The organism is Bradyrhizobium sp. LTSP885 (assembly GCF_000938305.1).
Lineage (GTDB): Bacteria > Pseudomonadota > Alphaproteobacteria > Rhizobiales > Xanthobacteraceae > Bradyrhizobium.
In genome coordinates this window covers 530,580-556,378 of sequence record NZ_JYMT01000038.1, presented here as the reverse complement: position 1 = coordinate 556,378, position 25,799 = coordinate 530,580, and the positions used below count along the sequence as shown (strand labels likewise).

The window sequence follows — 25,799 nt, the reverse complement described above, 5'->3', positions numbered from 1 at the left end:
CGTGTGATTCCAAGAAGAGATGAGAAACGAATCGCTTGTGAACGAAGACTGGGCGCGTGTTGTTTCGCGGCTGGGCGGAGCTGAGGCTCTGGAGGCTGGCGCGCGGGAGACGAAGGCGTTTGTTCGCCCGCGCGAGATCAGCAATGCAGTCGATCTGCTGCGGCTGATCCTTGCGTATTGCCTGGGCACGAGAGGTCTGCGGTTGACGGCGGCATGGGCGACTTCGGTGGGCCTTGTCGATATCTCCAACGTGGCTCTGTTATACCGGCTGCGTCAGTCCGGGGATTGGCTTGCACAGCTGATAGGCCGGGCACTTGCGAGCGGTGCGCCGAAGGCAAGCCGCGGTCGACTGATCCGCATCGTTGACGCCACGACGGTCCCAAAAGCTGGAACCGGCGGCAGGCAGAAGAATGCGGTGTGGCGCATCCACAGTGCGTTCGATCTTCCGCAAGAACGTTTTGGTCACTTCGAGCTGACCGACGAACGCGCGGGCGAGACGCTGGACCGGATCCCGCTGATTGCCGGCGAGATCCGTCTTGCCGACCGCGCCTATCTGCAGCCGGAGCGCATGGCGTATCTGGTCGAGGCCGGTGCGGACTTCGTGATCCGCTCGGGCTGGAAGAGCGCTTGTTGGCTGGATCGCAAAGGCAATCTGATCGATCTCGTCGCCGAACTGCGCAAGGCCGCGGCACGCGGCATCATCGACCGGCCGATCTGGGTAAAACGCAAGTCTGGTGGAGCACCGCTTGCTGTGCGTTTGGTTGCCGTCAAGAAACCTGCAGATGCGGCTCAGGCTGCACGGCGCAAGGCACGCAGGACGGCTCAGAAGGGAGGCCATCGTCTCTCCAGGCAAACGCTTGATGCTGCGGATTGGGTGATCCTGGTGACCTCGCTCAAGCCCGAGGACTTCACAACCGCTGATCTGCTTGCCCTTTACCGGCTGCGATGGCGGATCGAACTCGGCTTCAAGCGGCTGAAGAGCCTGATTGGCTTGAAAGGACCTCCAGGAACTGACGAGCGGTCTGCCAGACCCCATATCCTCGCTCACCTGCTGATCATTCTTCTGCTCGAGCCGCTTGTCGACGAACTCGAGGACTCTCCCCGCTTGGCCGAAGCCGCCTAACCAGACCTGCAGCATGGCGCCTGCTCCGTCAGCTCATCGCCTCCCTGCTCCAAGCCATCATTCCCCAGCCCACAATCGCGCGTCTGCGCAGAGCCAGCCTCGCTCTCCAACGACATCTGCGCGAGCCTCCCAGACGTAAACGCCGCTATCAGGCCATGATCAAACTATCTTAGCGCCTATGGGCTTTCGCCGGGACCCATAACCACGACCGCACGCGATTGCGCGAGGCTGTGGCCCCAGCGCCTTCAATGATGTTGAGCGGTGGTTATGGGTCCCTGCTTTCGCAGGGACGACGCCGAGAATGCGGCACGCTTGCGCGATACGTCAGCGACAGCCTACGCGTGGCCAGCTTCGTTGGACAGCATGCCGGGGTCGATGCCAATCTTGCGCAGGGCGCGCAAATACTTCTCGTCGACATCGTCGCCGAAGATCAGCTCCGGATCGGCGTCGCAGTGCAGCCAGCCATTGTGCTGGATCTCGTTCTCGAGCTGGCCCGGCGCCCAGCCGGCATAGCCCAGCGCCAGGATCGCGTGCTTGGGGCCGGCGCCCTTGGCAATCGCCTTGAGGATGTCGACGGTTGCAGTCAGCGAGATACCGTCGTCGATGTTCAGCGTCGCGTCCTGGATGTAGAAGTCGCTGGAATGCAGCACGAAGCCACGGCCGGTATCGACCGGGCCGCCCTTCATCACCTTCATCATCTCGGCATTTTCCGGCAGCAGGATCTGGTCGGCCTTCTCGATGATGTCGAGCTGGACCAGCAGGCCGGGAAAATCGATGCTGCCGGCGGGGCGGTTGACGATGATGCCCATGGCGCCTTCGGAGGAATGGGCGCACATGTAGATCACGGAGCGCTCGAAGCGCGGGTCGTTCATCACCGGCATCGCGATCAGCAACTGACCGTCGAGATAGCCCTCATCGGCCGCGTTATGGCCGATGCCAGCGCTCTTGGCCCGCGTCGTCTTGCGTGTCTTGGTTTCCTTGCCTTCAGGGCGCATCCGCAAAGGCCTTTCCTGCTGATTTGGCATCCTGATATTGGGTGGCGCTTCTGTCAATCAAGCTGCGCGCGCCTTGCGGCGGTGCATCACAAGCAATTCAATGGTTTGCAACGAAAGTTGCAGGTAAAGACGGTCTCATGACCGTCATAGTTCCCCTGCGGGCCGCCTTCGGCTTTGCCGCCATTCTGTCTGTCGCATGTATGGCAAACGAGGTTCGCGCCGACGACGCCTCGCCGTGGCTGCAGGATACGCATTCCGCGGTCAGGCTGCTCGCGGGATCGCGCAGCGGCGCGGTGCTGCTCGGCGGCATCGCCTTCCAGCTGCAGGACGGATGGAAAACCTACTGGCGGACGCCGGGCGATTCCGGCGTGCCGCCGCGGTTCGATTTCTCCAAGTCGGAAAATGTCGAAGCGGTGACCGTGATGTGGCCGGCGCCGCGGCAATTCGACGACGGCGCCGGCGGCACGTCGCTCGGCTACAAGCATCAGGTGGTGCTGCCGCTGCGCATCGTCGCGAAGAATCCCGACAAGCCGCTGACCTTGCGCGCCGACATCAACTACGCGGTGTGCGAGAAGCTGTGCGTGCCCGTGGAAGCGAAGGCCGAGCTTGCATTCGCGAGCGTCGCGAGCACCGAGGACGGCGCATTGTCGGAAGCCCTCAACGCCGTGCCGAAGCCCGCCAATATCGGCGATCCCAACCCGCTGACGATCCGCGACGTCAAGCGCGACGGCAAGAACAACGTGCTGGTCGACGTGACCGCGCCCGAGACCAAGGATCTCAGCCTGTACGTCGAGGGGCCGACGCCGGACTGGGCGCTGCCGGTACCGAAGCTGGTCGAGCAGTCGCCGGCAGGCGTGAAGCGCTTCATCTTCGAGCTCGATGGCTTGCCCCCCGGCGCCAACCCGGAGGGCGCCGCCCTGAAGCTGACACTGGTCGGCGGCGGCAAGAGCTACGAATTCAATATTAATTTGAATTGATGCCGTCGTCCCGGCGAAGGCCGGGACGACGAGGCCATCCAACCTAATCTTAACGTTTCGTTGATAGGTCAGGGCATTGCCGCCGCCTCGCGGCGTTCAGGAATTTCCTGCCTTGACCGTGCTCGAGAGCCGATCCGCACCCACGGCGCCGTCAGGCCCGGTCGCGCGCCTGCGCGGCCTGCTCGCGCGCCTGGTCGGCGGCACCAGCGAGGCGACGGTTACAAAACGGCTCGCCGGCACCATCTTCATCATCCGCGTCGTCAGCGCGGCCATTGCCTACCTCGCTCAGATCCTGCTGGCGCGCTGGATGAGCGGCTCGGACTACGGCACCTACGTCTATGTCTGGACCTGGGTTCTGCTGCTCGGCAGCACCATGGATTTCGGCATTGCCGCTTCCGCACAGAAGATCATCCCGGAATACCGCGCCAGCGGCGATAGCGCCCGGCTGCGCGGCTTCCTGTCCGGCAGCCGCTGGATGACGCTGGCGGCCTCCAGCGTCGTAGCCCTGCTGCTTGCAGGCCTGATCCGATCGTTGTCGCCCTGGATCGACGCCAACGCGATCGTCCCGCTCTATATCGGCTGTCTGATCTTGCCGCCCTTCGTCGTGGCCAACACGCAGGACGGCATCGCACGTGCCCACGACTGGATGCAGCTCGGCCTGATGCCGCAATTCATCGTGCGCCAGGGGCTGATCATCGCCCTGACCGCCGGCGCGCTGGCGCTTGGCCTCCATCTCGGCGCGACCGTTGCGATGGCCGCAAGCGCGGCGGCGGTGTGGATCGCGGCGATCGGCCAGCTCATCGTGTTGAACCGCCGCCTCGCCGCGCATATGGGACCGGGCGAGAAGGCCTACGACGTCAAGGGCTGGCTCGCGATCTCGCTGCCGATCATGCTGGTCGAGAGTTTCTACCTGCTGCTGAGCTACACCGACGTGCTGGTGCTGCAGCAATTCCGCTCCTCCGAGGAGGTCGGCGTCTACTTTGCCGTGGTGAAGACGCTGGCGCTGGTGTCCTTCATCCACTACGCGATGTCGGCGACGACGGCGCATCGCTTCGCCGAATACAACGCACTCGGCGACAAGGACCGGCTGTCCGCCTATGTCGCTCACGCAATCAGCTGGACGTTCTGGCCGTCGCTGTTTGCCACCGTCGCCCTGCTGGCGTTCGGCAAGCCGCTGCTATGGCTGTTCGGCCCGCATTTCGTGGCCGGCTACAACATCATGTTCGTCGCCGCGATCGGGCTCGCCGTGCGCTCGGCGATCGGGCCGGTGGAACGGCTGTTGAACATGCTCGGCCACCAGCGCATCTGCGCGACGGCCTATGCGGTGTCGTTCCTGATGAATGTCGGGCTCTGCATCGCGCTGGTGCCGCGCTATGGCGGCATGGGCGCGGCGGCCTCGACCTCGATCTCGCTGACGTTCGAGACGATCCTGCTGTTCTACGTCGTGCGCTCGCGCCTTGGGCTGCACGTACTGGCGTTCGGGAAGCGCTGACACAGCCGACGGCAACAACCGTTCGACAATCCTGATTCAAGCAAAAGCCGGCCCTGATCCGATCAGGGCCGCTCTTTGTTATCCGTGTCCGCCGCGTTACTCCGCGGTCCAGCCGCCGTCGATCGAGAGGTTGGCGCCGGTGATCTGCGCGGCATCGTCGCCGCACAGGAACAGCGCAAGCGCTGCGACCTGCTCCGAGGTCACGAACTCCTTGGTCGGCTGCGCGGCAAGCAGCACGTCCTTGATGACCTGCTCCTTAGTCATGTTACGCGCCTTCATGGTCTCGGGAATCTGGTGCTCGACCAGTGGCGTCCAGACATAGCCCGGCGAGATGCAGTTGCAGGTGATCTTGAACTGCGCGAGTTCGAGCGCCGCGGTCTTGGTCAGGCCGGCGATGCCGTGCTTGGCCGCGACATAGGCCGACTTGAAGGGCGAGGCGACCAGCGAGTGCGCCGAGGCGGTGTTGATGATGCGGCCCCAGCCGCGCTTCTTCATGCCGGGCACTGCGGCGCGGATGCCGTAGAAAGCCGACGACAAATTGATCGCGATGATCGCTTCCCACTTCTCCGGCGGAAACTCCTCGATCGGCGAAACAAACTGGATGCCGGCATTGTTGACCAGGATATCGACCGAACCGAAGGTCTTTTCACCGAGCGCGACCATCTCGGCGATCTCGGCCGGCTTGGTCATGTCGGCCGGCGAATATGCGGCCTTGACCTTGAAGTCGGTCTCGATGCCGGAGCGTTCCTTCTCGATGTCGGCCGGAACACCCATGCCATTGAGGACGATATTGGCGCCGGCGCCGGCGAAAGCGCGCGCATACGCCAATCCGATGCCGCTGGTCGAGCCGGTCACAACGGCGGTCTTGCCTGTCAGCGTACCCATTCTTCTTCGCTCCTATTTGCTTTCGGGAGGATTGGATTCGTCCCCCGTGAGGTCGTAAGTCACCATGGTTTCCCCGGACTGTGGCCGTTCTAGCCATTCTTTGTGACGCATCGACAAATGGACGTCGCGGACCCCTGCCCCCCAGTGCTCGACCATCCCGACATGGGAGAAGTCGTAGTCCTTTGACGAGGTCTCGTAATTCTTGCTCTTGTAGATCAGGTGCACCACCGTGACGGTGTTCTCCTTCGCGGCCTTGCGTAACAGCTCGACCGACGGATCGTTCTGCAAATGCTCCGGAAGCTTGCTGATCAGGTCACGCACCGCCAAGCGGGTATTGTGGATCTGCTTGTTCTTGTCGGTATTCATTCGCGTCCGGCTGGAAAAGCGGATGTCCTTTTCGCGCTCGGATGCTTCCAGCAATGTCTCCGGCAAGCGTCCCCGCGCGCTGAACAGGTCGACCTGGAAGATCAGGAGATCGCGATCGGTCTCCTCGTCGAGCACGAAATCAAGCGGCGTGTTGGAGGCGATGCCGCCGTCCCAGTAATGCTCGCCTTCGATGACGACGGACGGAAAGCCGGGCGGCAGCGCGCCGGACGCCATGATGTGCTCCGGACCGATCTTTTTGCCGAGCTTCTTGAACTCGTGATTGTCGAAGTAGCGGAAATTGCCCGAGGTGACGCCGACCGCGCCGACCGACAACCGCGTCTTCAGATCGTTGATGCGATCAAAGTCAACGAGACGCTCGAGCGTCTTCTTCAACGGTGACGTATCGTAATAGCTCAGCGATTGCGAGCTGCCGGGCGGCCACAGCGGCGCCGGCGGAATCCGTGGTGAGAAAAAGCCCGGCACGCCGAAGGTCGCGATGATGGCGGCGCTCGTCTCGTTGAACAGCGAACGGACGCGCTCGTGGGTGGAGACCGGATTCCAGGGCACCGGCGACGACGCCATCTCCCAGAATTCCTTTAAGCGAGCCACGCGCTTGTCCGGGTCGTTGCCGGCGATGATCGCGGCATTGATGGCGCCGATCGAGATGCCGGCGATCCATTCCGGCTCGAAGCCTGCGTGACAGAGTGCCTGAAACGCGCCGGCCTGATAGGAACCGAGCGCGCCGCCGCCTTGCAGAACGAGCACAGGTTGCGCTTGCGCGGGCGCCGAGGAATCCGAGGTATCCATTCGAAACCGTTCGGTGAGGAAATAACTTCGGGGCACCGTGGCGACAGTTCGCCGCGGCGTCAATCGATCAGATGGCGGGTTGGATCACGCGGAGTTTATCGATCTGACGTTGCTGCCAGAATGAGCGTCCAGAACACCTTGTACTTGGTGTTCGGCGCATAGGTCGCCGCAATGCCCATTTTTGTGACACCACTTTTCAGCATATTGGCCCGATGCGGCGGTGAATCGCGCCAGCCCGAAAACGCTTCCGCCAGCGTATGATAGCCGGCCGAGATGTTCTCGACGGCCACCGTCGCAGGATAGCCCCCGGCCTCCAGCCGTTTGCCGAGCGGGGCCTTCACGTCGTGATCCATCTTGTTGCGGGCGGCCATCGCCTGCGACTGCTGCTCGGCGAGCCTCGTCAGGTCGGGGTCAACCACGACGGAGCCGAGGCCGTTATTCTGGCGGTATTGCGAGAACATGATTGCCGCCGCCTGGCTATCCAGCACGGCGCCGGCCTGCGCCATGTTGAGATACATGGTCGGTTCTTCCGGGATTTTGGTGTCCGCGGCGCAGCCGCCAAGCACCAGAAGCCCGAACAGGGCAACCGTCGTCCGTTTCACTGAAAGAACCCCCAAGGTTGGCCCGCCGTTGTTGCATACCAACCGTGGCTGAATGGTGAAGAGGGGCTAACTTTCAGCCGCCAAATGCCGTCATTCCGGGGTGCTGCGCGGCCACCCTATGCCAGCCGGCCTTAAGGCTATCTCGTTGACGCCGTTGTGCGTTTCTGGCTCTGTCAGACTGCCATACCGGTCGCGTTGAGGAAGATGATGAGCCAGGAAGCAGCCCTACCGATCGCCGATTCGACGACGACCCAATCGGTCTTCGATTGGCTCGAACGGTTCTCCGCCTGCGTCAGGGCAGTGGACTATGCTGCCGCCCGTCCGTTCTGGCATCCTGACATCATCGCGTTCGGCACCTATCAGGAACTGATCCGCGGCCTCGCGCGCTGGACCGAGACGCAATGGGACAATGTCTGGCCCCGCACGGCGGATTTCGTCTTCGACCTCGACAATACTGCGGTGCTGGTCAGCGCCGACGGCGGCATGGCGACGGTGATCACGCCCTGGACGAGCACGGGCTTCCATGCGGACGGCAGCCGCTTCGATCGGCCAGGGCGGGCGACGATCATTCTCGCGCGTCAGGCCGACGGGCACTGGCTCGGCATTCACTCCCACATGTCGCTGCAGCGAGGCGTGCCGCAAGACAGCCACGGCAACCGGCCCGTCAAGGCTCGTTAGAGCGTTTTCCAGCGAAGTGGAGACCGGTTCGCGTGAAGAAAACGCGTCAAAACAAGAATCTAGAGCTCCGTTCCGATTCCAATCGGAACGGAGCTCTAGTCACGGGCTTGCCGATTACGGCACCACTTCATACAGGCACCCTGCGCCGTCGCATGTCAGGGCCACGAACACTTCCGAGCGGATGAGCCAACGTCCGTCCCGTTTCACCCACTGCGCCGCATAGCGACCGGCGATGACCGGTTGCCCGTCTGCATTGCCTGTGTGTCCGGACCATCGGCCCTCCTCGTAAGCCAGCGGCCAGCGATCGCTGACATCCACGGTGACGGCCGTGCGCTGATAGACGATGGGATTTTGTCCGGAACTGGTGGATGACAGCATGTCGAGATACTCGGACCGGCCCGCGATCGCCTGGCCGAGCGCCCTGCGCATGGTCACGTCTTCGGTCCAGACCGATGCCGCAGCTTCGAAGTCGCGATCGGCCATCGCCTTGGTCTGCGCGGCGCGCACCGTCTTGATATCAGCTGCAGCACGCTCCCGATCGTTCATCGATGTCGTCGCCCTCGTGACGATCCGAGGCAGCCCGTAGCCCGGATGGAGCGGAGCGCAATCCGGGGCCAGTCGATCCGCGGAGCCAAGTCCCCGGATTTCGCTTCGCTCCATCCAGGCTACAAGAGCTACACGAACTAATCCTGGGTGGCAAAAATCCGGTAGCGGCGGGGCTGCAGCGAGACGATTTCGCCGGCCTGCAGCTCGCGGTCGCGGGGGGCGTCGATCTCGATCACGGTGCTGCCCTCACGGCCCGACAGCGCGACTTCGGCACGCTGGATCGGGCCGAACGAACGGACGTGCCTGATAGCGCCATCCAGCGCGCCACTTCCCGCCGGCCCGATCGCCATGTCGTGGCGGCGGACGAACAGCTTCGCCGCGCCGGACGCCGCGCCATGGGCCGCGATATTCAGGGGACGACCGTCCAGCCGGACCGCGTCACCGCTGACATCGACGGGCAGCACGATGGATTCGCCGATAAAACCATGCACGAAGGCGGTCGCCGGATTGTCATAGACCTCGCCGGGCGTGCCGATCTGTTCGATCTTGCCCTTGTCCATCACGACCACGCGGTTGGCGACTTCGAGCGCCTCCTCCTGGTCGTGGGTCACGAAGATCGAGGTGACGTGGATCTCGTTGTGCAGCGAGCGCAGCCATTGCCTGAGCTCCTTGCGCACCTTGGCGTCGAGCGCGCCGAAGGGTTCGTCGAGCAAGAGGATGCGCGGCTCGATCGCGAGCGCACGTGCCAACGCGATACGCTGACGCTGGCCGCCGGACAATTGGCTGGGATAGCGGTTCGACAGCCAATCGAGTTGCACCAGATCGAGCAGCTCCTTGACGCGGGCGCGGATCGTGGCCTCATCCTTGCGGATCGCGCGCGGCTGCACGCGCAAGCCAAAGGCGACGTTCTCGAACACCGTCATGTGGCGGAACAGCGCGTAATGCTGGAACACGAAGCCGACCTGGCGCTCGCTCGCGCCGCGGGTCAGCGCGTTCTCGCCGTCGATCGCGACCTCGCCGGAATCGGGCCAGTCGAGGCCAGCGATGATCCGCAGCAGCGTGGTCTTGCCCGAGCCGGACGGGCCGAGCAGCGCCAGCAGCTCGCCGTCGGCGACCTTGAGGTCGACATTGTCGAGCGCGGCAAAGCTGCCGAACTTTTTCACGATGTTCTTGACTTCAATCGCCATCGGGTACCTCGGTTTCGTCGAGACGCCGCTCGAGGACGGTCTTCACCACCAGCGTGATCAGCGCCAGCATCGCGAGCAGCGACGCGATCGCGAACGACGCGACGAACTGATATTCATTGTAGAGAATCTCGACCAGCAGCGGCATCGTGTTGGTCTCGCCGCGGATGTGGCCGGAGACCACAGAAACCGCGCCGAACTCGCCCATGGCGCGCGCGTTGCAGAGCAGCACGCCGTAGAGCAGACCCCATTTGATGTTCGGCAGCGTGACGCGGAAGAAGGTCTGCAGGCCCGAGGCGCCGAGCGAGATCGCCGCCTCCTCTTCCTGGGTGCCTTGTTCCTGCATCAGCGGGATCAGCGCACGCGCCACGAAGGGGAAGGTGACGAAGATGGTCGCCAGCGCGATGCCGGGCACCGCGAACAGGATGTGGATGTTGTGGGCCTGCAGCCACGGCCCGAAATAGCCCTGCGCGCCGAACAGCAACACGAAGACGAGGCCCGAGATCACGGGCGAGACCGAGAACGGCAGATCGATCAGCGTGATCAGGAAGGTCTTGCCGGTGAATTCGAACTTCGAGATCGCCCAGGCCGCGACGACGCCGAACACGAGATTGAGCGTGACCGAGACCGCGGCGACCAGCAGCGTCAGCTTGATGGCGGCGAGCGCCTCAGGCTCGGCCAGCGCCGCGAAATACGCTCCGACGCCTTTCGAGAAGGCCGACGCAAACACCACGACCAGCGGCAGCACGACGAAGACGCTGAGGAAGGTCACCGCCAGCGCGATGATGACAAAGCGTATTGGTCCCGGCTCGGTGCGCGGATTCTGCCGCGCGGCGGTCGACCGGCCGCGCGCGATCTCAAGCCGCGGCGCCGGAGCCGCGACACTGACGTCGGTCGACGGCGCGTAGGTCCGCAGCTGTGTGGTCGAGGTCGCCAATCCCGTTTGCATCGACATCGCCGATCCCCTCAATGCACGGGAATGCGGGCTTGCGCCCAGCGCTGCAGACGATTGATCAGGAAGATGATCAGGAACGAGGCCACCAGCATCACCACCGCGATCGCGGTGGCGTCAGCATAGCGGAACTCGGACAGCCGGATCACGACCAAGAGCGGCGCGATCTCGGAGACGTTCGGCAGATTGCCGGCGATGAAGATCACCGAGCCGTATTCGCCGACGGCGCGGGCAAAGGCGAGCGCAAAACCGGTCAGCAGCGCCGGGATCAGGCTCGGCAGGATGACCCGGAACACGGTGTGCCAGCGGTTGGCACCCAGGCTCGCCGCCGCCTCCTCGATCTCGACATCGAGATCGATCAGCACCGGCTGCACCGTGCGCACGACGAAGGGAATGCCGATGAAGACCATCGCGACGAAGATGCCGATCGGCGTGAACGCGACCTTGATGCCGAGCTCAGCGAGCGGCGCACCGAGCCAGCCTTTTTGGGCGAACAGCTGCGTCAGTGCGACGCCGGCCACCGCGGTTGGCAGGGCAAAGGGAATGTCGACGATGGCGTCGAACAGTCGCCGGCCCGGAAATCTGTACCGCACCAGCGCCCAGACGATGATGGTGCCCATCACCAGATTGACGCAGGCCGCGGCAAACGACAGGCCGAACGAAATCTTCAACGCATTCAGCGTCCGGCGGCTGGTGATGACGCCCCAAAACTGGTCGAGGCTGAGCTCGAACGTCTTGAGGAACAGGGCGGCCAGCGGAATCAGGATGATGACGGAGAGCCAGGTCAGGGTCAGTCCCATGGTGAGACCGAACCCCGGCAAGGTGCTGCGTCGTGCGACCGCTGTGCTCACAAATCCCCCGTCATGCGCCGGCCCCTCGATCAGTTCTTGTAGATCTGATCGAAGATGCCGCCTTCGGCAAAGTGGTCCTTCTGCGCCTTGGTCCAACCACCGAAAACGTCGTCGATGGTGAAAAGTTCGACCTTGGCGAAGGATTTTTCGTACTCTTTCGCGATCTCGGGATCGCGCGGCCGATAGGAATTGCGCGCGGCGATTTCCTGGCCTTCCTTGGTGTACCAGTATTTCAAATACGCTTCCGCGACGGCGCGGGTGCCCTTCTTGTCCGCAACGCTGTCGACCACGGCCACGGGCGGCTCAGCGAGGATCGACAAGGGCGGCGAGACGATCTCGAATTTGTCCTGGCCGAATTCCTTCTGAGCCAGGAACGCTTCGTTCTCCCACGCCAGCAGCACGTCGCCGACGCCGCGCTCGACGAAGGTCACGGTCGAGCCGCGCGCACCGGTATCGAGCACAGGAACATTCTGATAGAGGTCGGCGACGAACTTCTTCGCCTTGTCGACCGAACCATACTTCTTCTGCGCGTAACCCCAGGCGGCCAGATAATTCCAGCGCGCGCCGCCCGACGTCTTCGGGTTCGGCGTGATGACGCTGACGCCAGGTTTAATCAAATCGTCCCAATCCTTGATGCCCTTGGGATTGCCCTTGCGCACCAGGAACACGATGGTCGAGGTGTAAGGCGAGGCGTTGAGCGGCAGCCGCTTCTGCCAATCGGCCGGAAGAAAGCCCTTGGCTGCGATCGCATCGATGTCATAGGCGAGCGCCAGCGTAACGATGTCGGCCTGCAGGCCGTCGATCACCGAACGCGCCTGCGACCCCGAGCCGCCATGCGACTGCTTGATCTCGACGCTCTTGCCGGTGTCCTTCTGATAGGCCGCCGCGAACGCCTTGTTGAAGTCGACATAGAGCTCGCGCGTCGGATCGTAGGACACGTTGAGCAGCGAATAGTCGGCCGCGAACGCCGAGCTTGCCCACAACAGTGCCGCGACGAGCGGCAAGATACGACGGACCATTTCTCTCTCCATTCAACCTGAGAATGTCAGGCAATACTCAAGACATAACTCGCGGTGAAGTGGTCTTAAGTCAACGAAACCGCTTTTCATTGTTCGCGGCCGTGCAGCGCTCCTGTGCTACGGAATCGTTGCGCTACGAAGTCTTTGTCGTATGGATGCCGCATTCCGTCTTCGCCCTGCCCCGCCAGCGGCCGGCGCGTGCATCCTCGCCAGGTGCGGTCCGGCTGCTGCAAGGCATACACCCGACCGACTGATATCCCGATGCGACAAGGGGATGCGGCGGCAGCTTGCCGAGCGCGTAGATCGCCTCGATGTCCTCGCGCGAAACATTGGCGAACGGATTGAATTTCAGCCTTTGACCGTCGTCCTCGACGACCGGGATGTCGGCCCGGGTAGCGCTCTGGAAACGCTTGCGGCCGTTGATCCAGCCGGAGAACGGCTTCAGCGCCCGCGCCAGCGGCTCGACCTTCCGGATCCGGCAGCAGGCGTCGGGATCGGCGAACCACAACTCGCGGTCGGGATCCTCGCGCGACAGCGTTTCGTCCTCGGGCTTGATCGAACGCACGTCAGTGAGGCCGAGCGTTGCAATCAGCGTATCGCGATAGGCGAGCGTCTCATCGAACAACCAGCCGGTGTCGAGGAAGATCACGGGAATCGCCGGATCGACATCCGCCATCACCTTGAGCAGCGCCGCTGACTCGGTGCCGAACGACGACACCAGCGCGAGCCGTTCTCGGCCGATCGTCTTCAACGCGGCCGCGATCACCTCGGCGGGCGACGCCGCGCGCAGCGCGCGATCGAGCACGTCCGCCGCCGGCAATCCGCCCGGCAGCTCCAGCGTCAGCTCTGATGCAAGCGTGCTCACTGCTCGGCGCTCTCCGAGTGACGCAGTTGCTGGCGGCGATGCAGCGCGGTGACGCGGCCGTCGCCGGTCGGCTGGTAGAACACCGAATAGCGCTTCATGGTGTCGGCGAAGGCATCGGCGTCGGCATCCTTCTTGACCTCGAAGGCGTCGAAGCCGGCACGCGTCATGAACACGAACTGATCGCGCAAAATTTGACCGGTGGCGCGCAGCTCGCCGTCATAGCCGTGACGCTCGCGCAGCAGACGCGCCTGGCTGTAGGCACGGCCGTCGCGGAAGGTCGGGAACACCAGCGCGACCACCGCAAGACGGTCGAGATAGGGCACGAGCCCGTCGAGATCGCGGTTGTTCGGCCAGATCACGCCGACTTTTCCTGCGCGGCGCAGCAGCGCCTCCGGATCGGCGAGGAAGCGCTCGGCAGTCACCAGGATCGCGCCGTCGCCCGCCAGCTCCACGCCGTCGGCGACATGGACGAACAGGTCGGTGATGATTCTTGCGTTCTTAACGAGTGGCATAGACCCGCTCCTTGAAAGGCTCGACGCCCAGACGCTTCACCGCATCGACGAACAATTCCTCGGGACGGTCGCGCAGCGCCAGATAGGCTTCGACAATGTCTTCGATCACGTCGGCGACCTCAGCATAGGGAACGGCCGGGCCGATCAAGGTGCCCATCTGCGCGTTCTCGTCGGCGCGGCCGCCGATCGTGATCTGGTAGAATTCCTCGCCGTTCTTCTCGACGCCGAGGATGCCGATATGGCCGACATGGTGATGGCCGCAGGCATTGATGCAGCCGGAGATGTTGATGTGCAGACGGCCGATCAGGCTTGCGGTGTCGTGGTTGGCGAAACGCCGCGTCAGCTCCTGCGCGATCGGGATCGAGCGCGCATTGGCCAGCGAGCAGTAATCCAGCCCCGGGCAGGCGATGATATCGGTGACCAGATTGACGTTCGGCGTTGCCAGGCCAAGGCGGTCGAGCGTCTTGAACAGCGCCGGCAGATCGCGCTTGGCAACATGCGGCAGCGCCAGGTTCTGCTCATGGCCGACGCGAATTTCGCCAAACGAATATCTGTCGGCGAGGTCGGCGATCGCATCCATCTGATCGGCGCTGGCATCGCCGGGCGGGCCGCCGACCGGCTTCAGCGACAGCACCACGATCGAGTAGCCCTGCACCTTGTGCGGGAACACGGAATTCTTGCGCCAGCGCTCGAACAGCGGATCATGCGCGGCCTGCTTCAGCTCGTCCGGCATATGCGGCAGCTTTTCGTAGGCCGGATAGGAGAAGCGCGAGCGGACTTCCTCGATGGCGGTATGATCGAGCGTCAGCCCGACATCGCCCATCAGCCGCCACTCCTCATCGACCTCCTTGGAGAACTTCTCGATGCCGAGCTCGTGCACCAGGATCTTGATGCGCGCCTTGTAGATGTTGTCGCGGCGGCCGTACTGGTTATAGACCCGCAGGATCGCCTCGATATAGCTGAGGATATCGCGGCCGGGGACGAACGGCTTGATGGTCTTGGCGATGAACGGCGTGCGGCCGAGACCGCCGCCGACCAGCACCTCGAAGCCGGTCTCGCCGTCGGCATTCTTGTGCAGACGAAGCCCGATATCGTGGATCTTGATCGCGGCGCGATCATGCTCGGACGCCGTGATCGCGATCTTGAACTTGCGCGGCAGGAATGAGAATTCCGGATGCAGCGTGGTGTGCTGGCGGATCAACTCCGACCAGATCCGCGGATCCTCGATCTCGCCCGGCGCAACGCCGGCCCACTGGTCCGAGGTGACGTTGCGCATGTTGTTGCCGGAGGTCTGCATCGCATGGATGCCGACTTCGGCGAGGTCGGCCAGCGCATCCGGCAGTTCGGACAGCTTGATCCAGTTGAACTGGATGTTCTGCCGCGTGGTAAAGTGGCCATAGTCGCGGTCGTAGCGGCGCGCGACATGGGCAAACCGCCGCATCTGCTTGGACGACAGCGTGCCGTACGGAATAGCGACGCGGAACATGTAGGCGTGCAGTTGCAGGTACACGCCGTTCTGCAGCCGGAGTATCTTGAATTCGTCCTCGGTGAGCTCGCCCGAAAGGCGGCGCTTCACCTGATCGCGGAATTCCGAAACACGCTCATTGATCAGCGTGCGGTCGAGTTCGTCATATGCATACATGATGGATCAACCTTACGCCGGCACCGAGATGTCGATGGTGACACCCTCGGAGCGGATTTGTTCGCGGAGATTGCCGGGGCCGATCTTGCCGCCCTCCTTGAGCTCGACCGGCGCGATATAGGCGCCGATCGCGCCGACATCGTCGGCAACGCCCTCGGCGAGCAAGGCGCGCGCATCGTCTGATGTGCGCACGATCGCCGCGTCCCGCAATTCGGTCGACCAGCCCTTTTGCCCGGTCCGGTACACCACAGCACCATCCCAGGTTCGGTTGGCGGTCACCATCGACGGACCCGTGATCTTGATTTTCTTCTGTTCGAGCGGAGAGGTCATTCAGCAGCTTCCAGCAGTTCAGAGACAACTTGGGTGAGATTCGATTGGCGCCACGGCGCGGAATGCGCCACCACGTCGCCAATGATGAGGATGGCGGGACCGCCGTCGATCGTCTTGACCAGCTCGGGCAGCCGCGCCAGCGTTCCGACCGCGGCCTGCGCGTCCGGCCGTGTCACCCGCGCGAACACACCAACCGGCGTCTCGGGAGAGCGGCCCGCAGCCAGCAGGCCCGCGCGGATCGACGGCGCGGCGGTCATGCCCATATAGACGACGACAGTCATCTTCTTGTCGGTCAGCGCAGACCAATCGACGTTACAGGCGTCGCGCGCCTTGTGCGCGGTCAGGAAGGTGATGCGCAGCGCCTCGTGACGATAGGTCAGCGGCGCCTCGAACTGCGCGGCGGCGCCAAGGCCCGCGGTGATGCCGGGAATGATGGAGTAGGCGACGCCGGCGGCGCGCAACACCTCGATCTCCTCGCCGCCGCGGCCGAAGATAAAGGGATCGCCGCCCTTCAGCCGCACCGCACGCTGGCCGGACTTGGCGGCTTCGATCATCAGTCTGTTGGTGGCATCCTGCCCAATGCCAGGCTTGCCGACGCGGCGGCCGACCGGGATGCGCGGGGCATCGCGCCTGATCCGGTCGAGAATGTCCGGTGACACCAATTCGTCATAGAACACGATGTCGGCATCCTGCAGCGCGCGCAACGCCTTGACGGTGAGCAGGTCCGGGTCGCCCGGCCCGGCGCCGACCAGCGTGACGTGCCCGATGGCTTTTCCTTGCGCGCTCGCGCCGGCGAATGCGGCGGGATCGGCGATCGCGTTCAGAGCCTGCTCAGCTTCGTCCTTGCGGCCGGCCAGCACCAGCGCGCCGATCGGGCCATCGACGATGCGCTCCCAGAAGCGGCGGCGCAGCGGAAACTCTTCGATGCGGGCATGGATCGATTTGCGGAAGCGTCCGATGAAGCCGGCGAGATCGCCGATCCGCGCCGGCAGCACCGCCTCGATGCGCTCGCGCACGCGACGGGCCACCACCGGCGAGGTACCGCCTGTCCCGACCGCGACCACGACATCGCCGCGATCGACGATCGCGGGAAAGATGAAGGTCGAATGCGCGAGGTCATCCATCACATTGACGGGCAGACCGACGGCCCTTGCGCGCGCCGCCATGGCGACACCGATGTCGCCGGCGCCGGCACAAAGAATTGCGATGATGCCAGAGAGATCGGCCGCGAGCGGGTCGCCATCGGCGCGTTCGATACGCGCGGCATCTTCCGCAGCTATTCCGGTGAGTTCGTGGTCGCTGTCGGTCGCGTACCAGCGGACCTGCGCGCCCGCAGCCGCGAGCAGCCGCAGCTTGGCGCGTGCGAGGTCGCCCGCTCCAACGAGCAGCACCTTGCCGACTTGCAGATCCAGAAACACGGGCAGGTATCGCATCAGACACTCGCTTCCCCAACTTGGGGGTTGACTGAAATTATTTTCTATTTATCTCTCGATCAAGGCCAATAAAGAGAAAATTATTTCTTCTCTATTGCGGCGCAACTGTAGAATTTTCACCTCCTCTGGCCAAGGCCGATAGATGCATCTTCTCGACAAGGAATCCGCCGCCACCGGGTTGCGGCCCGCAGCCTCTATCCAAGCAGCTTCCGTGCCGAAGATTTCGGCCGATCGGAGCGCCCCGTCGATGGACCACCTCGACGAACTGGAGGCGCAAAGCATCTACATTTTGCGCGAAGCGTTCGCCCGGCTGAAGAAGCTGGCGCTGCTGTGGTCGCTCGGCAAGGACTCCAATGTGATGATCTGGCTGGCGCGGAAAGCGTTCTTCGGTCGGGTTCCGTTTCCCGCGATGCATGTCGACACCGGCAAGAAGTTTCCGGAGATGTATGCGTTCCGCGAACGCTTTGGCAAGGAATGGGATCTCGACCTGCGCGTCGAGCCATGCCCGCCGATCGAAAGCGTCGATCCGACTCTGCCGCCGGCCGCGCGTTCCGCCGCGCGCAAGACCGAGGGGTTGAAGCTCGCGCTCAACAAGTTCGGCTTTGACGGGTTGATCGCCGGCATCCGCCGCGACGAGGAGGCCACCCGCGCCAAGGAGCGGGTGTTCTCGCCGCGCGGGCTGGAGGGCGAATGGGACGTGCGCGACCAGCCGCCGGAGTTCTGGGACCATTTCAACGCCTCGCCGCCGCAAGGCGCGCATTTGCGCATCCATCCGATCCTGCATTGGACCGAGGCCGACATCTGGGCCTACACCAAGCGCGAGAACATCCCGATCATCCCGCTCTATCTCGCCAAGGACGGCAAGCGCTATCGCTCGCTGGGCGATCAGGACATCACCAACCCGGTCGCTTCGACCGCCTCGAACATCGACGAGATTCTCGCCGAGCTTGAGGACACCAAGGTCCCGGAGCGCGCCGGACGCGCGCTCGATCACGAGACCGAGGATGCATTCGAGCGGCTGCGTGTCGCCGGCTATCTCTGATTTCATATTGGCGTGAGCGTTCTCATGAACATGATCCTTCCCACCGCCTCGATTTCGGCAACGCCCAACGGCACGACGCGGCCGCAAGTGCGTATCGTCATCGTCGGCCATGTCGACCATGGCAAATCCACCCTCGTCGGCCGCCTGCTGCACGAGACCGGCAGCCTGCCGGATGGCAAGCTGGAAATGCTCAAGGCGGTCAGCGCGCGGCGCGGCATGCCGTTCGAGTGGTCGTTCCTGCTTGATGCGCTGCAGACCGAGCGCGACCAGGGCATCACCATCGACACCACGCAGATCCGCTTCCGCACCGGCTCGCGCGACGTCGTGCTGATCGACGCGCCGGGCCACGCAGAGTTTTTGCGCAACATGATCACCGGCGCCTCGCAGGCCGACGGCGCCGTGCTGATCATCGACGCGCTCGAAGGCGTGCGCGACCAGACGCGACGGCACGGCTATCTGCTGCATCTGCTCGGCGTGAAGCAGGTCGCAGTCGTCGTCAACAAGATGGACCGGGTCGATTTCAGCGCCGCCAGGTTCAAGGAAATCAGCGACGAGATCTCGGCACACCTGATCGGCCTCGGCGTCACGCCGACCGCGGTGATCCCGATCTCGGCACGTGACGGCGATGGCGTCGCCGAACGCACGCAACGGATCGGCTGGTACACCGGCCCGACCGTGGTCGACGCGCTCGATGCATTGGAGCCGGCGCGGCCGCTGGAGCTGCTTGCGCTGCGGCTGCCGGTACAGGCGATCTACAAGTTCGACGACCGCCGCATCGTCGCGGGGCGCATCGAATCCGGCAGTCTTGCGGCCGGCGACGAGATCGTCATCATGCCCGCCGGCAAGATCGCGAAGATCAAGACGGTCGAGAGCTGGCCGGTCACGCCGGTCGACGGTCCGCAAACGGCCGGGCGCTCGGTCGGCATCACGCTCGACCGCGAGCTGTTCCTCGAGCGCGGCGACGTGATCGGCCATGTCGGCCAGAGCCCGCGGGAAACCCGCCGTATCCATGCGCGGATCTTCTGGCTGCACGACAAGCCGCTGTCGAAGGGCGACCAGATCCTGATCCGGCTCGGCACGCGCGAGACCCGCGCTACCGTCGTCGCGATCGAAAAGGCTGTCGATCCCGGCGCACTGTCGAACGAGGAGACCACGGCGATCGCACGCAACCATGTCGGCGAGATCGACATCTCGCTGGCGCAGCCGGTCGCGACCGATCCCTACACCGAGAACCCGCGCACCGGCCGCCTCGTGATCGAGGTCAACGGCCGCATCGCCGGCGGTGGCCTCGTGCTGTCGGTCGACGCTGGCCAGCGGGCCGTGCCGATCGACATCGTGCCGGTGGAATCCGCGCTGCGGCCCGACGAGCGCTCGGCGCGCTATCATCACAATGGTGCGGTGGTCTGGCTCACCGGCCTGCCCGGCTCCGGCAAGTCGACGCTGGCGCGCGCGCTCGAGCGGCGGCTGTTCAGCCTTGGCGGCTCGCCGATCCTGCTCGACGGCGACACCTTGCGCGCCGGGCTGAACAGCGATCTCGGCTTCTCGCCGCAAGATCGAGCCGAGAACATCCGCCGTCTCGCCGAAGTGGCATCCCATCTGGCGCGCAACGGCCATATCGCGATCGTTGCCGCGGTGTCACCATCGGCCGCCGACCGTGCGGCCGCACGCCGCATCGCCGACAGCGCGTTCCGCGAGATCTATGTCGCAACCCCGGCCGAGGTCTGCGAGACCCGCGACCCCAAGGGCCACTACGCCAAGGCCCGCGCCGGCGGCTTGCCGTCCTTCACCGGCATCACTAATGACTACCAGCCGCCGAGCAGCTGCGAACTCACCATCGATACCTCGACCCGCTCGGTCAGCGATGCCGTTGAGCAAATCGAACGCATGCTCGCAACGACCAATATCCTGTTCGACGAATTGGCCGACCTCGCCGCAAATATCTGACGCCCACGACTGGGTGTGGGCGACAGAGGGTCTTCTCAGAGCCGTGGCTTTAGGGCTAAAAGAGCCGTGAACACGGCCCTTTGGCGCGTTTTTTGCTGCTTTTCTTTTGAAAACAGCTCCTAAACGCCCGTTTCTTTGAGAAAGCCCATCATGACTCGTGTCGATGCCCACGGATTGAAGATCGCCCCTGTCCTGTTCGATTTCATCGCCAAGGAGGCGACGCCCAAGACCGGAATCGCGCCTGACGCGTTCTGGGCCGGATTGGCCGCCATCCTCGCGAAGCTCGGACCGAAGAATCGCGAGCTGCTCGCCGTCCGCGACACGCTGCAGGCCAAGATCGACGACTGGCATCGCGCCCACAAGGGCAAGGCGTTCGACACCAGTGCCTACACCGCGTTCCTGAAGGAGATCGGCTATCTTCTCCCTGAGCCCGCGACCCACAAGGTCGAGACGGCCAATGTCGATGAGGAAATCGGCAAGATCTGCGGCCCGCAGCTCGTGGTGCCGCTCACCAATGCCCGCTATGCGCTGAACGCCGCCAATGCCCGCTGGGGCTCGCTCTACGACGCCTTCTACGGCACCGACGCGATCCCGCATGATCCGAGCGAGGCCGGCCGCGGCTACAACAAGGCGCGCGGCGACAAGGTGATCGCGAAAGCAAAAGCCTTCCTCGATGCCGCCGTGCCGCTGGCGACCGCAAGCCACACCGACGTCACCTCCTACAGCGTGATCGCAGGCCAGCTCTCGGCCAAGCTGAAGAGCGGCAACGCCACCGCGCTGAAGAACGCCGCGCAGTTCGCCGGCTACCAGGGCGATGCGGCTCAGCCCTCCATCATCCTGCTGGTCAACAACGGCATGCATGTCGAGGTCAAGATCGACCGCAACAACACCATCGGCAAGGACGATGCCGCCGGTGTCGCCGACATGATCCTGGAATCGGCGGTCTCCACCATCCTCGACATGGAAGACTCGGTCGCCGCCGTCGACGCCGAGGACAAGGTGCTGGTGTATCGCAACACGCTCGGTCTGATGGCTGGCACGCTGTCCGCCGACTTCGAGAAGGGCGGCAAGACCCTGACCCGCGCGCTCAACGCCGACCGCGTCTACAAGACACCCGCCGGCGGCGAGCTGAAGCTGCACGGCCGCAGCCTGTTGCTGATGCGCAATGTCGGCCACCACATGTTCACCGACGCCGTGCTCGACGCCAAGGGCGAGGAGATCCCGGAAGGCATTCTCGACGCCGCGGTCGCTGGCCTGCTTGCGATCCACGACGTCAAGGGCAATTCCAAGCTCAAGAACAGCCGCACCGGCTCGGTCTACATCGTCAAGCCGAAGATGCATGGGCCGGACGAGGTGACGCTGACCTGCGACCTGTTCGCCGAGGTCGAGAAGATGCTGTCGCTGCCGGAGAACACCATCAAGGTCGGCATCATGGACGAGGAGCGCCGCACCACGGTCAACCTCAAGGCCTGCATCCAGCGCGCCTCGAAGCGCATCATGTTCATCAACACCGGCTTCCTCGACCGCACCGGCGACGAGATCCACACCTCGATGGAAGCGGGTCCGATGATCCGTAAGAACGACATGAAGGCGCAGCCCTGGATCAAGGCCTATGAGGACTGGAACGTCGACACCGGTCTCGTCGACGGCCTGCCCGGCCACGCCCAGATCGGCAAGGGCATGTGGGCCGCACCCGACAAGATGGCGGACATGCTGACGCAGAAGATCGGCCATCCGCAGGCCGGCGCCACCACCGCCTGGGTGCCGTCGCCGACCGCCGCCACGCTGCATGCCCTGCACTATCACCAGGTCAACGTGCAGGCTCGGCAGCAGGAGCTCACCAAGGGCGGGCCGCGCGCCAAGCTGTCCGACATCCTCACCATCCCGGTGTCGCAGTCGAACTGGGCGCCCGATGACGTGAAGCAGGAGATCGACAACAACTGCCAGGGCATTCTGGGCTACGTCGTGCGCTGGATCGACCAGGGCGTCGGCTGCTCCAAGGTGCCTGACATCCACGATGTCGGCCTGATGGAAGACCGCGCCACCTTGCGCATCTCGAGCCAGCATCTGGCGAACTGGCTGCATCAGGGCGTCATCACCCAGGACCAGGTGATGGAGTCGCTGAAGCGGATGGCCGTCGTGGTCGACAAGCAGAATGCCGGCGACAGCCTCTACAAGCCGATGGCGCCGGCGTTCGACGGTGTCGCCTTCCAGGCCGCGTGCGACCTTGTCTTCGAGGGCCGCACTCAGCCGAACGGCTACACCGAATACATCCTCACCGCGCGCCGCCGCGAGGCAAAGGCTGCGGGCTGATCCGCGACGCCGCGACGACAAGCAAAAGCCCCGGCACGAGCCGGGGCTTTTTTAGGCGCCGTGCGCGGCTCAGTACGCGATGTATCTCAACAGGGAAATCACGCCGAGGATAATCACGACGACGCGCGCGATCTGCTTGGCGCGACCGTCGAGCGGCAGCATGTTGATCAGATAAAGGATGAGAATAACGACAAGGAACGTGATGAGAACGCTGACGATCATGCGGGCCCCCTCCAGGCATCGTTGAAACTGCTGTTAGCCCTTTGCTAACGTGCCGCTGCGCGACCGGTTCCCCGACGTGGAACCAAAAGTCGTCCGGCAATCTCAACCGCTCATCGTCAGCTACTCCCGCGCCACCACGGGCGCTCGCTCGTATCTGGCGCGGATGCGCTCCGGCACCGGCGTGAAGTTCAATTCGGCGCCGCGGCGATCGACGCGGCGGGCGACCATCAGCCCGTCCCTGGCGGCGACAATGTCGCCATTGCGCAAGGTCGGATCGTCCTCGATCTTGACCGCGGCGAGCCCGACCGGATCCCTGCCATTGCAGCTGCAGCCCGCGACGATCTCATCGCGATAGCGGAATGCGTTCGGCAGCTCAGAATAGGGTTTTCCGCTCTCGGTCGCGGCGCTGTTGATATTGCCGCCGTAGACGATTTCGGTCGCGCTCGCCGGACAGAAGCTGTTGCAGGTCTCCGCCTTGCTCTGGCCGCCGGTCGCGGAAAGCGGAAAATAGCGGCCGTCGCAGGTCCGCACGCAATAGGCCTGGCCAACGCCATAGCGCGGGCGCTCGACCTGCTGTATGGGCGCATTGCCGTCGTCGAACGGCATCCGGATCACTGGCGCGCGGCCCTGGTTGAAGCCGCCGAACAACGCCGAGAAGAAATCCTGGGCTTGGGCTGCGGGCGCAAGCGACAGGCCGAGCAACGCGGCCGTCCCGAACACAAACCGCCTGGTATGCCGCCTCATCATCATCGATCCTCAGTACAGCGAGGAGGACGCCGGGATGTTCATCGCCTGACGGCCCGAGGGCAGCGTCGTCACTGCAGCACGCGGTTGCGCCGGACCCGGACGCACCGAGATCTGCGTCGTCGACGCGCCAAGCTCGCGGGCAGCGATATGCGGCGCGTTCTTCGGCAGCACCACGACCTTGGTGCCGACATCGACGCGGCTGAACAGGTCGGCGACATCCTCATTGGTCAGGCGGATGCAGCCCGACGAGACGAACTTGCCGATCGTCGAGGGATCGTTGGTGCCGTGGATACGATATTCGCTGGAGCCGAGATACATCGCGCGCGCGCCGAGCGGATTGCCCGGGCCACCCGCCATGAAGCGCGGCAGATAGGGCTGGCGCTTGATCATCTCGGCCGGCGGATGCCAGTCCGGCCACTCCGCCTTGTGGCTGATGGTCTGTACGCCGGACCAGGTAAAACCCTCGCGGCCGACGCCGACGCCGTAGCGGATCGCCTGGCCACCGCCGAGCACGTAATAGAGCGCGGTGTTGCCGGTATCGATGATGACGGTGCCGGGCGCTTCTGACGTATTGATCGCGACGGTGGTGCGGCGCAGCCGCTCCGGCAGCGCGCCGTCCTCGGTCGCGGGATCGGTCATCACCTGGTCGGTCGGAAACCCGCCCGGCTGGGTCGGCGCATAGCCGAGTGCCTGGTTGCCATAGGTGTCCTGGCCGTAGCTTTGCGCGCTGGCCGAACCGGTGGCGACGAACGGCGCGACCAACAGGATGCTGGCGAAGGCAAGGTTGCGCGCGGCGCGCGACGGAAGCCGGCGGCTGGATGCAGACTGCTGTGTCATGGACTGCCCCTGAAGCGTGACGCATCGCGGTGATGCTGTGTAGAAGCAACGTCGATCGCCGCCGTCCGGTTCCGCCGCGAATCGTCGCAAGGCCACGATTGTCAACCCACACAGCCTCACGATCCCGCGATGGAACCTTTCGCTGTGCATCCCGTTTGCTCCCGAGTTGGCACGCGGATCGCGGCGCGGATTTATTCGTGCCCGAGCGGGAGAACATTCGTGCGTGTCTTTCCGAGTGAACGTCTGTTTGCCAAGGCAGCTCAAGGCAAGGCGGCACCTCAAGGCAAGGCATCTCAGGCAAAGGCGCCTCAAAGCAAGGCGCCCCAAGATCAGGGCACGCCGATCCCCGACAGCAAGATCGAGACTCCGCCGATCATCAGCCGCGCCGAGCTGGTGGCCTTCGCGCTGGTCGCGCTGCTCTTGATCGTGGTCGTCGCGGTGCTCTATGTGGCGCGCGCGTTCTTCCTGCCCATCACCATGGCCTTCATCGTCGGCACCATGCTGTCGCCGGCAGCAAGCCTGCTCGAACGCTACCGCATCCCCCGCCCGCTCGGCGCCGTCCTGCTGGTGACCGCGGTCGGCGCGACGATCGCCTTCATGGTTGGGCTGATCTCCGCGCCGATGATGGAGTGGAGCTCGCGGCTGCCCGAACTCGGCGCGATCCTGAGAGAGAAGATGCATGTGTTCGACCGGCCGCTCGCTTTGTGGCAGGACCTGCAGACCATGGTCGGCAGCCCCGGAGCACTGGCCACGTTCCAGTTGCCGAAATTCGAATGGGTGCAGCCGACGCTGGAATTCCTGTCGCCGACCTTCGCCGAATTCATGCTTTTCATCGCGACCCTGATCCTGTTCATCGCGAGCTGGACGGATCTACGCCGCGCCATGGTGATGACCTTCACCGAACGCGCCGCGCGGCTGCGCGCGCTGCGCATCCTCAACGGGATCGAAACCCATCTCGGCAACTATTTGCTGACCGTGACCATGATCAATGTCGGCGTCGGCATCGTCACCGGCGTGATCTGCGCCATCACCGGCACGCCGAACCCGGCCGGACTTGGTGCGCTCGCCGCGACGCTGAACTTCATTCCAATCATCGGCCCGGTCGCGATGTTCGCGGTGCTGGTGCTGGTCGGCGTCATCGCGTTTCCGACCATCGGCGCCGGGCTGATCGCGCCGGCCTGCTTCGCGGCCGCGGCCTTCCTCGAAGGACATTTCGTGACGCCGACGATCGTCGGTCGCAGGCTGTCGCTGAATGCGCTCGCAGTCTTCCTCGCGCTGGCGTTCTGGACCTGGCTGTGGGGCCCGATGGGCGCCTTCCTGTCGTCGCCGCTGCTGATCGTGGCGTTGATCGTCAAGGAGCATCTGACGCCGGAAGACTAACTCGAAGTCTGCCTTGGATTTCCACAACGGAACTTCGGCTGTGGCCAAGCGTTTG

At 64.1% G+C, this 25,799-nt stretch carries 25 protein-coding genes; 8 read left to right on the top strand and 17 right to left on the bottom strand.

Features of this window, described 5'->3' with window-relative positions; all coding sequences use genetic code 11:
• The first annotated feature begins 19 nt into the window (after window positions 1-19).
• On the top strand, window positions 20-1,123 hold the full coding sequence (locus UP09_RS26380; protein WP_044535962.1) for an IS4 family transposase: 1,104 nt from the start codon (window positions 20-22) through the stop codon (window positions 1,121-1,123).
• Window positions 1,124-1,458: 335 nt separating this feature from the next.
• Here the strand turns inward: UP09_RS26380 and UP09_RS26375 are convergent, their stop codons facing one another.
• Window positions 1,459-2,118 carry a YqgE/AlgH family protein gene (locus tag UP09_RS26375; RefSeq protein ID WP_044541169.1) on the bottom strand — a complete coding sequence of 220 codons (660 nt, stop codon included), beginning with the start codon at window positions 2,116-2,118 and terminating at the stop codon, window positions 1,459-1,461.
• A gap of 137 nt (window positions 2,119-2,255) precedes the next feature.
• Between UP09_RS26375 and UP09_RS26370 the strand changes: the two genes are divergently transcribed.
• Window positions 2,256-3,095 (top strand): protein-disulfide reductase DsbD domain-containing protein, encoded by an 840-nt coding sequence (locus tag UP09_RS26370; protein ID WP_044541168.1) that lies wholly within the window; start codon window positions 2,256-2,258, stop codon window positions 3,093-3,095.
• A gap of 112 nt (window positions 3,096-3,207) precedes the next feature.
• Entirely contained in the window at window positions 3,208-4,587 is a 1,380-nt protein-coding gene (locus UP09_RS26365) for a lipopolysaccharide biosynthesis protein (protein ID WP_044541167.1), read from the top strand.
• Window positions 4,588-4,683: 96 nt separating this feature from the next.
• Here UP09_RS26365 and UP09_RS26360 read toward each other — a convergent pair whose 3' ends face one another.
• The 3 genes from UP09_RS26360 to UP09_RS26350 form a co-directional block, all read right to left on the bottom strand.
• On the bottom strand, window positions 4,684-5,472 hold the full coding sequence (locus UP09_RS26360) for a 3-hydroxybutyrate dehydrogenase (RefSeq protein WP_044541166.1): 789 nt from the start codon (window positions 5,470-5,472) through the stop codon (window positions 4,684-4,686).
• 12 nt (window positions 5,473-5,484) lie between these two features.
• Window positions 5,485-6,645 (bottom strand): DUF3734 domain-containing protein, encoded by a 1,161-nt coding sequence (locus UP09_RS26355; protein ID WP_044541165.1) that lies wholly within the window; start codon window positions 6,643-6,645, stop codon window positions 5,485-5,487.
• 95 nt (window positions 6,646-6,740) lie between these two features.
• Window positions 6,741-7,247, bottom strand: a complete 507-nt coding sequence (locus UP09_RS26350) for a CAP domain-containing protein (protein ID WP_044541164.1) — start codon at window positions 7,245-7,247, stop codon at window positions 6,741-6,743.
• 207 nt (window positions 7,248-7,454) lie between these two features.
• On the opposite strand from UP09_RS26350, the gene UP09_RS26345 reads away from it, so the two are divergent.
• On the top strand, window positions 7,455-7,925 hold the full coding sequence (locus UP09_RS26345; RefSeq protein ID WP_044541163.1) for a YybH family protein: 471 nt from the start codon (window positions 7,455-7,457) through the stop codon (window positions 7,923-7,925).
• Window positions 7,926-8,039: 114 nt separating this feature from the next.
• Here UP09_RS26345 and UP09_RS36450 read toward each other — a convergent pair whose 3' ends face one another.
• From UP09_RS36450 to cysG, 10 genes are all read right to left on the bottom strand, one after another.
• Complete coding sequence (locus UP09_RS36450) at window positions 8,040-8,471, bottom strand: YybH family protein (RefSeq protein WP_052833215.1); 432 nt, start codon at window positions 8,469-8,471, stop codon at window positions 8,040-8,042.
• A 137-nt stretch (window positions 8,472-8,608) separates the two neighbouring features.
• Entirely contained in the window at window positions 8,609-9,658 is a 1,050-nt protein-coding gene (locus UP09_RS26335) for a sulfate/molybdate ABC transporter ATP-binding protein (protein WP_044541162.1), read from the bottom strand.
• Complete coding sequence (cysW, locus tag UP09_RS26330) at window positions 9,648-10,610, bottom strand: sulfate ABC transporter permease subunit CysW (protein WP_245302201.1); 963 nt, start codon at window positions 10,608-10,610, stop codon at window positions 9,648-9,650. Before cysW ends, UP09_RS26335 begins: the two co-directional genes overlap by 11 nt.
• Before the next feature lie 11 nt (window positions 10,611-10,621).
• Window positions 10,622-11,428 carry a sulfate ABC transporter permease subunit CysT gene (cysT, locus tag UP09_RS26325; RefSeq protein ID WP_082070285.1) on the bottom strand — a complete coding sequence of 269 codons (807 nt, stop codon included), beginning with the start codon at window positions 11,426-11,428 and terminating at the stop codon, window positions 10,622-10,624.
• Between the two features lie 59 nt (window positions 11,429-11,487).
• Window positions 11,488-12,477, bottom strand: coding sequence for a sulfate ABC transporter substrate-binding protein (locus tag UP09_RS26320; RefSeq protein ID WP_044541161.1), 990 nt, complete (start codon window positions 12,475-12,477; stop codon window positions 11,488-11,490).
• Window positions 12,478-12,610: 133 nt separating this feature from the next.
• On the bottom strand, window positions 12,611-13,342 hold the full coding sequence (locus UP09_RS26315) for a phosphoadenylyl-sulfate reductase (protein WP_044541160.1): 732 nt from the start codon (window positions 13,340-13,342) through the stop codon (window positions 12,611-12,613).
• Window positions 13,339-13,854, bottom strand: coding sequence for a DUF934 domain-containing protein (locus UP09_RS26310; protein ID WP_044541159.1), 516 nt, complete (start codon window positions 13,852-13,854; stop codon window positions 13,339-13,341). Before UP09_RS26310 ends, UP09_RS26315 begins: the two co-directional genes overlap by 4 nt.
• Window positions 13,841-15,496 (bottom strand): nitrite/sulfite reductase, encoded by a 1,656-nt coding sequence (locus UP09_RS26305; protein WP_044541158.1) that lies wholly within the window; start codon window positions 15,494-15,496, stop codon window positions 13,841-13,843. Before UP09_RS26305 ends, UP09_RS26310 begins: the two co-directional genes overlap by 14 nt.
• 12 nt (window positions 15,497-15,508) lie before the next feature.
• Window positions 15,509-15,826, bottom strand: a complete 318-nt coding sequence (locus tag UP09_RS26300) for a DUF2849 domain-containing protein (RefSeq protein WP_044541157.1) — start codon at window positions 15,824-15,826, stop codon at window positions 15,509-15,511.
• Window positions 15,823-17,259, bottom strand: a complete 1,437-nt coding sequence (gene cysG / locus UP09_RS26295) for a siroheme synthase CysG (RefSeq protein ID WP_044541156.1) — start codon at window positions 17,257-17,259, stop codon at window positions 15,823-15,825. The genes UP09_RS26300 and cysG overlap by 4 nt, the downstream gene beginning before the upstream one ends.
• Window positions 17,260-17,506: 247 nt before the next feature.
• On the opposite strand from cysG, the gene cysD reads away from it, so the two are divergent.
• From cysD to UP09_RS26280, 3 genes are all read left to right on the top strand, one after another.
• Entirely contained in the window at window positions 17,507-18,301 is a 795-nt protein-coding gene (gene cysD, locus UP09_RS26290; RefSeq protein WP_044541260.1) for a sulfate adenylyltransferase subunit CysD, read from the top strand.
• A gap of 24 nt (window positions 18,302-18,325) precedes the next feature.
• Complete coding sequence (cysC, locus tag UP09_RS26285) at window positions 18,326-20,245, top strand: adenylyl-sulfate kinase (RefSeq protein WP_044541155.1); 1,920 nt, start codon at window positions 18,326-18,328, stop codon at window positions 20,243-20,245.
• 150 nt (window positions 20,246-20,395) lie between these two features.
• Entirely contained in the window at window positions 20,396-22,558 is a 2,163-nt protein-coding gene (locus UP09_RS26280) for a malate synthase G (RefSeq protein WP_044541154.1), read from the top strand.
• 69 nt (window positions 22,559-22,627) lie between these two features.
• On the opposite strand, the gene UP09_RS37770 is transcribed toward UP09_RS26280, so the two are convergent.
• From UP09_RS37770 to UP09_RS26270, 3 genes are all read right to left on the bottom strand, one after another.
• Complete coding sequence (locus UP09_RS37770) at window positions 22,628-22,780, bottom strand: Thivi_2564 family membrane protein (RefSeq protein ID WP_156164771.1); 153 nt, start codon at window positions 22,778-22,780, stop codon at window positions 22,628-22,630.
• A 120-nt stretch (window positions 22,781-22,900) separates the two neighbouring features.
• Window positions 22,901-23,527, bottom strand: coding sequence for a DUF2865 domain-containing protein (locus tag UP09_RS26275; RefSeq protein WP_044541259.1), 627 nt, complete (start codon window positions 23,525-23,527; stop codon window positions 22,901-22,903).
• A gap of 9 nt (window positions 23,528-23,536) precedes the next feature.
• On the bottom strand, window positions 23,537-24,364 hold the full coding sequence (locus tag UP09_RS26270; RefSeq protein WP_044541153.1) for a L,D-transpeptidase: 828 nt from the start codon (window positions 24,362-24,364) through the stop codon (window positions 23,537-23,539).
• A gap of 342 nt (window positions 24,365-24,706) precedes the next feature.
• Here UP09_RS26270 and UP09_RS26265 point away from each other — a divergent pair, with 342 nt between their 5' ends.
• Entirely contained in the window at window positions 24,707-25,744 is a 1,038-nt protein-coding gene (locus UP09_RS26265) for an AI-2E family transporter (RefSeq protein ID WP_044541258.1), read from the top strand.
• Window positions 25,745-25,799: the final 55 nt, after the last annotated feature.

Coding starts and splice junctions, on each gene's coding strand:
- UP09_RS26380 (WP_044535962.1), top strand. CDS start 20: ATGAGAAACGAATCGCTTGTGAACGAAGACTGGGCGCGTGTTGTTTCG.
- UP09_RS26375 (WP_044541169.1), bottom strand. CDS start 2,118: ATGCGCCCTGAAGGCAAGGAAACCAAGACACGCAAGACGACGCGGGCC.
- UP09_RS26370 (WP_044541168.1), top strand. CDS start 2,256: ATGACCGTCATAGTTCCCCTGCGGGCCGCCTTCGGCTTTGCCGCCATT.
- UP09_RS26360 (WP_044541166.1), bottom strand. CDS start 5,472: ATGGGTACGCTGACAGGCAAGACCGCCGTTGTGACCGGCTCGACCAGC.
- UP09_RS26355 (WP_044541165.1), bottom strand. CDS start 6,645: ATGGATACCTCGGATTCCTCGGCGCCCGCGCAAGCGCAACCTGTGCTC.
- UP09_RS26345 (WP_044541163.1), top strand. CDS start 7,455: ATGAGCCAGGAAGCAGCCCTACCGATCGCCGATTCGACGACGACCCAA.
- UP09_RS36450 (WP_052833215.1), bottom strand. CDS start 8,471: ATGAACGATCGGGAGCGTGCTGCAGCTGATATCAAGACGGTGCGCGCC.
- UP09_RS26335 (WP_044541162.1), bottom strand. CDS start 9,658: ATGGCGATTGAAGTCAAGAACATCGTGAAAAAGTTCGGCAGCTTTGCC.
- cysW (WP_245302201.1), bottom strand. CDS start 10,610: ATGTCGATGCAAACGGGATTGGCGACCTCGACCACACAGCTGCGGACC.
- UP09_RS26320 (WP_044541161.1), bottom strand. CDS start 12,477: ATGGTCCGTCGTATCTTGCCGCTCGTCGCGGCACTGTTGTGGGCAAGC.
- UP09_RS26310 (WP_044541159.1), bottom strand. CDS start 13,854: ATGCCACTCGTTAAGAACGCAAGAATCATCACCGACCTGTTCGTCCAT.
- UP09_RS26305 (WP_044541158.1), bottom strand. CDS start 15,496: ATGTATGCATATGACGAACTCGACCGCACGCTGATCAATGAGCGTGTT.
- UP09_RS26300 (WP_044541157.1), bottom strand. CDS start 15,826: ATGACCTCTCCGCTCGAACAGAAGAAAATCAAGATCACGGGTCCGTCG.
- cysG (WP_044541156.1), bottom strand. CDS start 17,259: ATGCGATACCTGCCCGTGTTTCTGGATCTGCAAGTCGGCAAGGTGCTG.
- cysD (WP_044541260.1), top strand. CDS start 17,507: ATGGACCACCTCGACGAACTGGAGGCGCAAAGCATCTACATTTTGCGC.
- cysC (WP_044541155.1), top strand. CDS start 18,326: ATGAACATGATCCTTCCCACCGCCTCGATTTCGGCAACGCCCAACGGC.
- UP09_RS26280 (WP_044541154.1), top strand. CDS start 20,396: ATGACTCGTGTCGATGCCCACGGATTGAAGATCGCCCCTGTCCTGTTC.
- UP09_RS37770 (WP_156164771.1), bottom strand. CDS start 22,780: ATGATCGTCAGCGTTCTCATCACGTTCCTTGTCGTTATTCTCATCCTT.
- UP09_RS26275 (WP_044541259.1), bottom strand. CDS start 23,527: ATGATGAGGCGGCATACCAGGCGGTTTGTGTTCGGGACGGCCGCGTTG.
- UP09_RS26270 (WP_044541153.1), bottom strand. CDS start 24,364: ATGACACAGCAGTCTGCATCCAGCCGCCGGCTTCCGTCGCGCGCCGCG.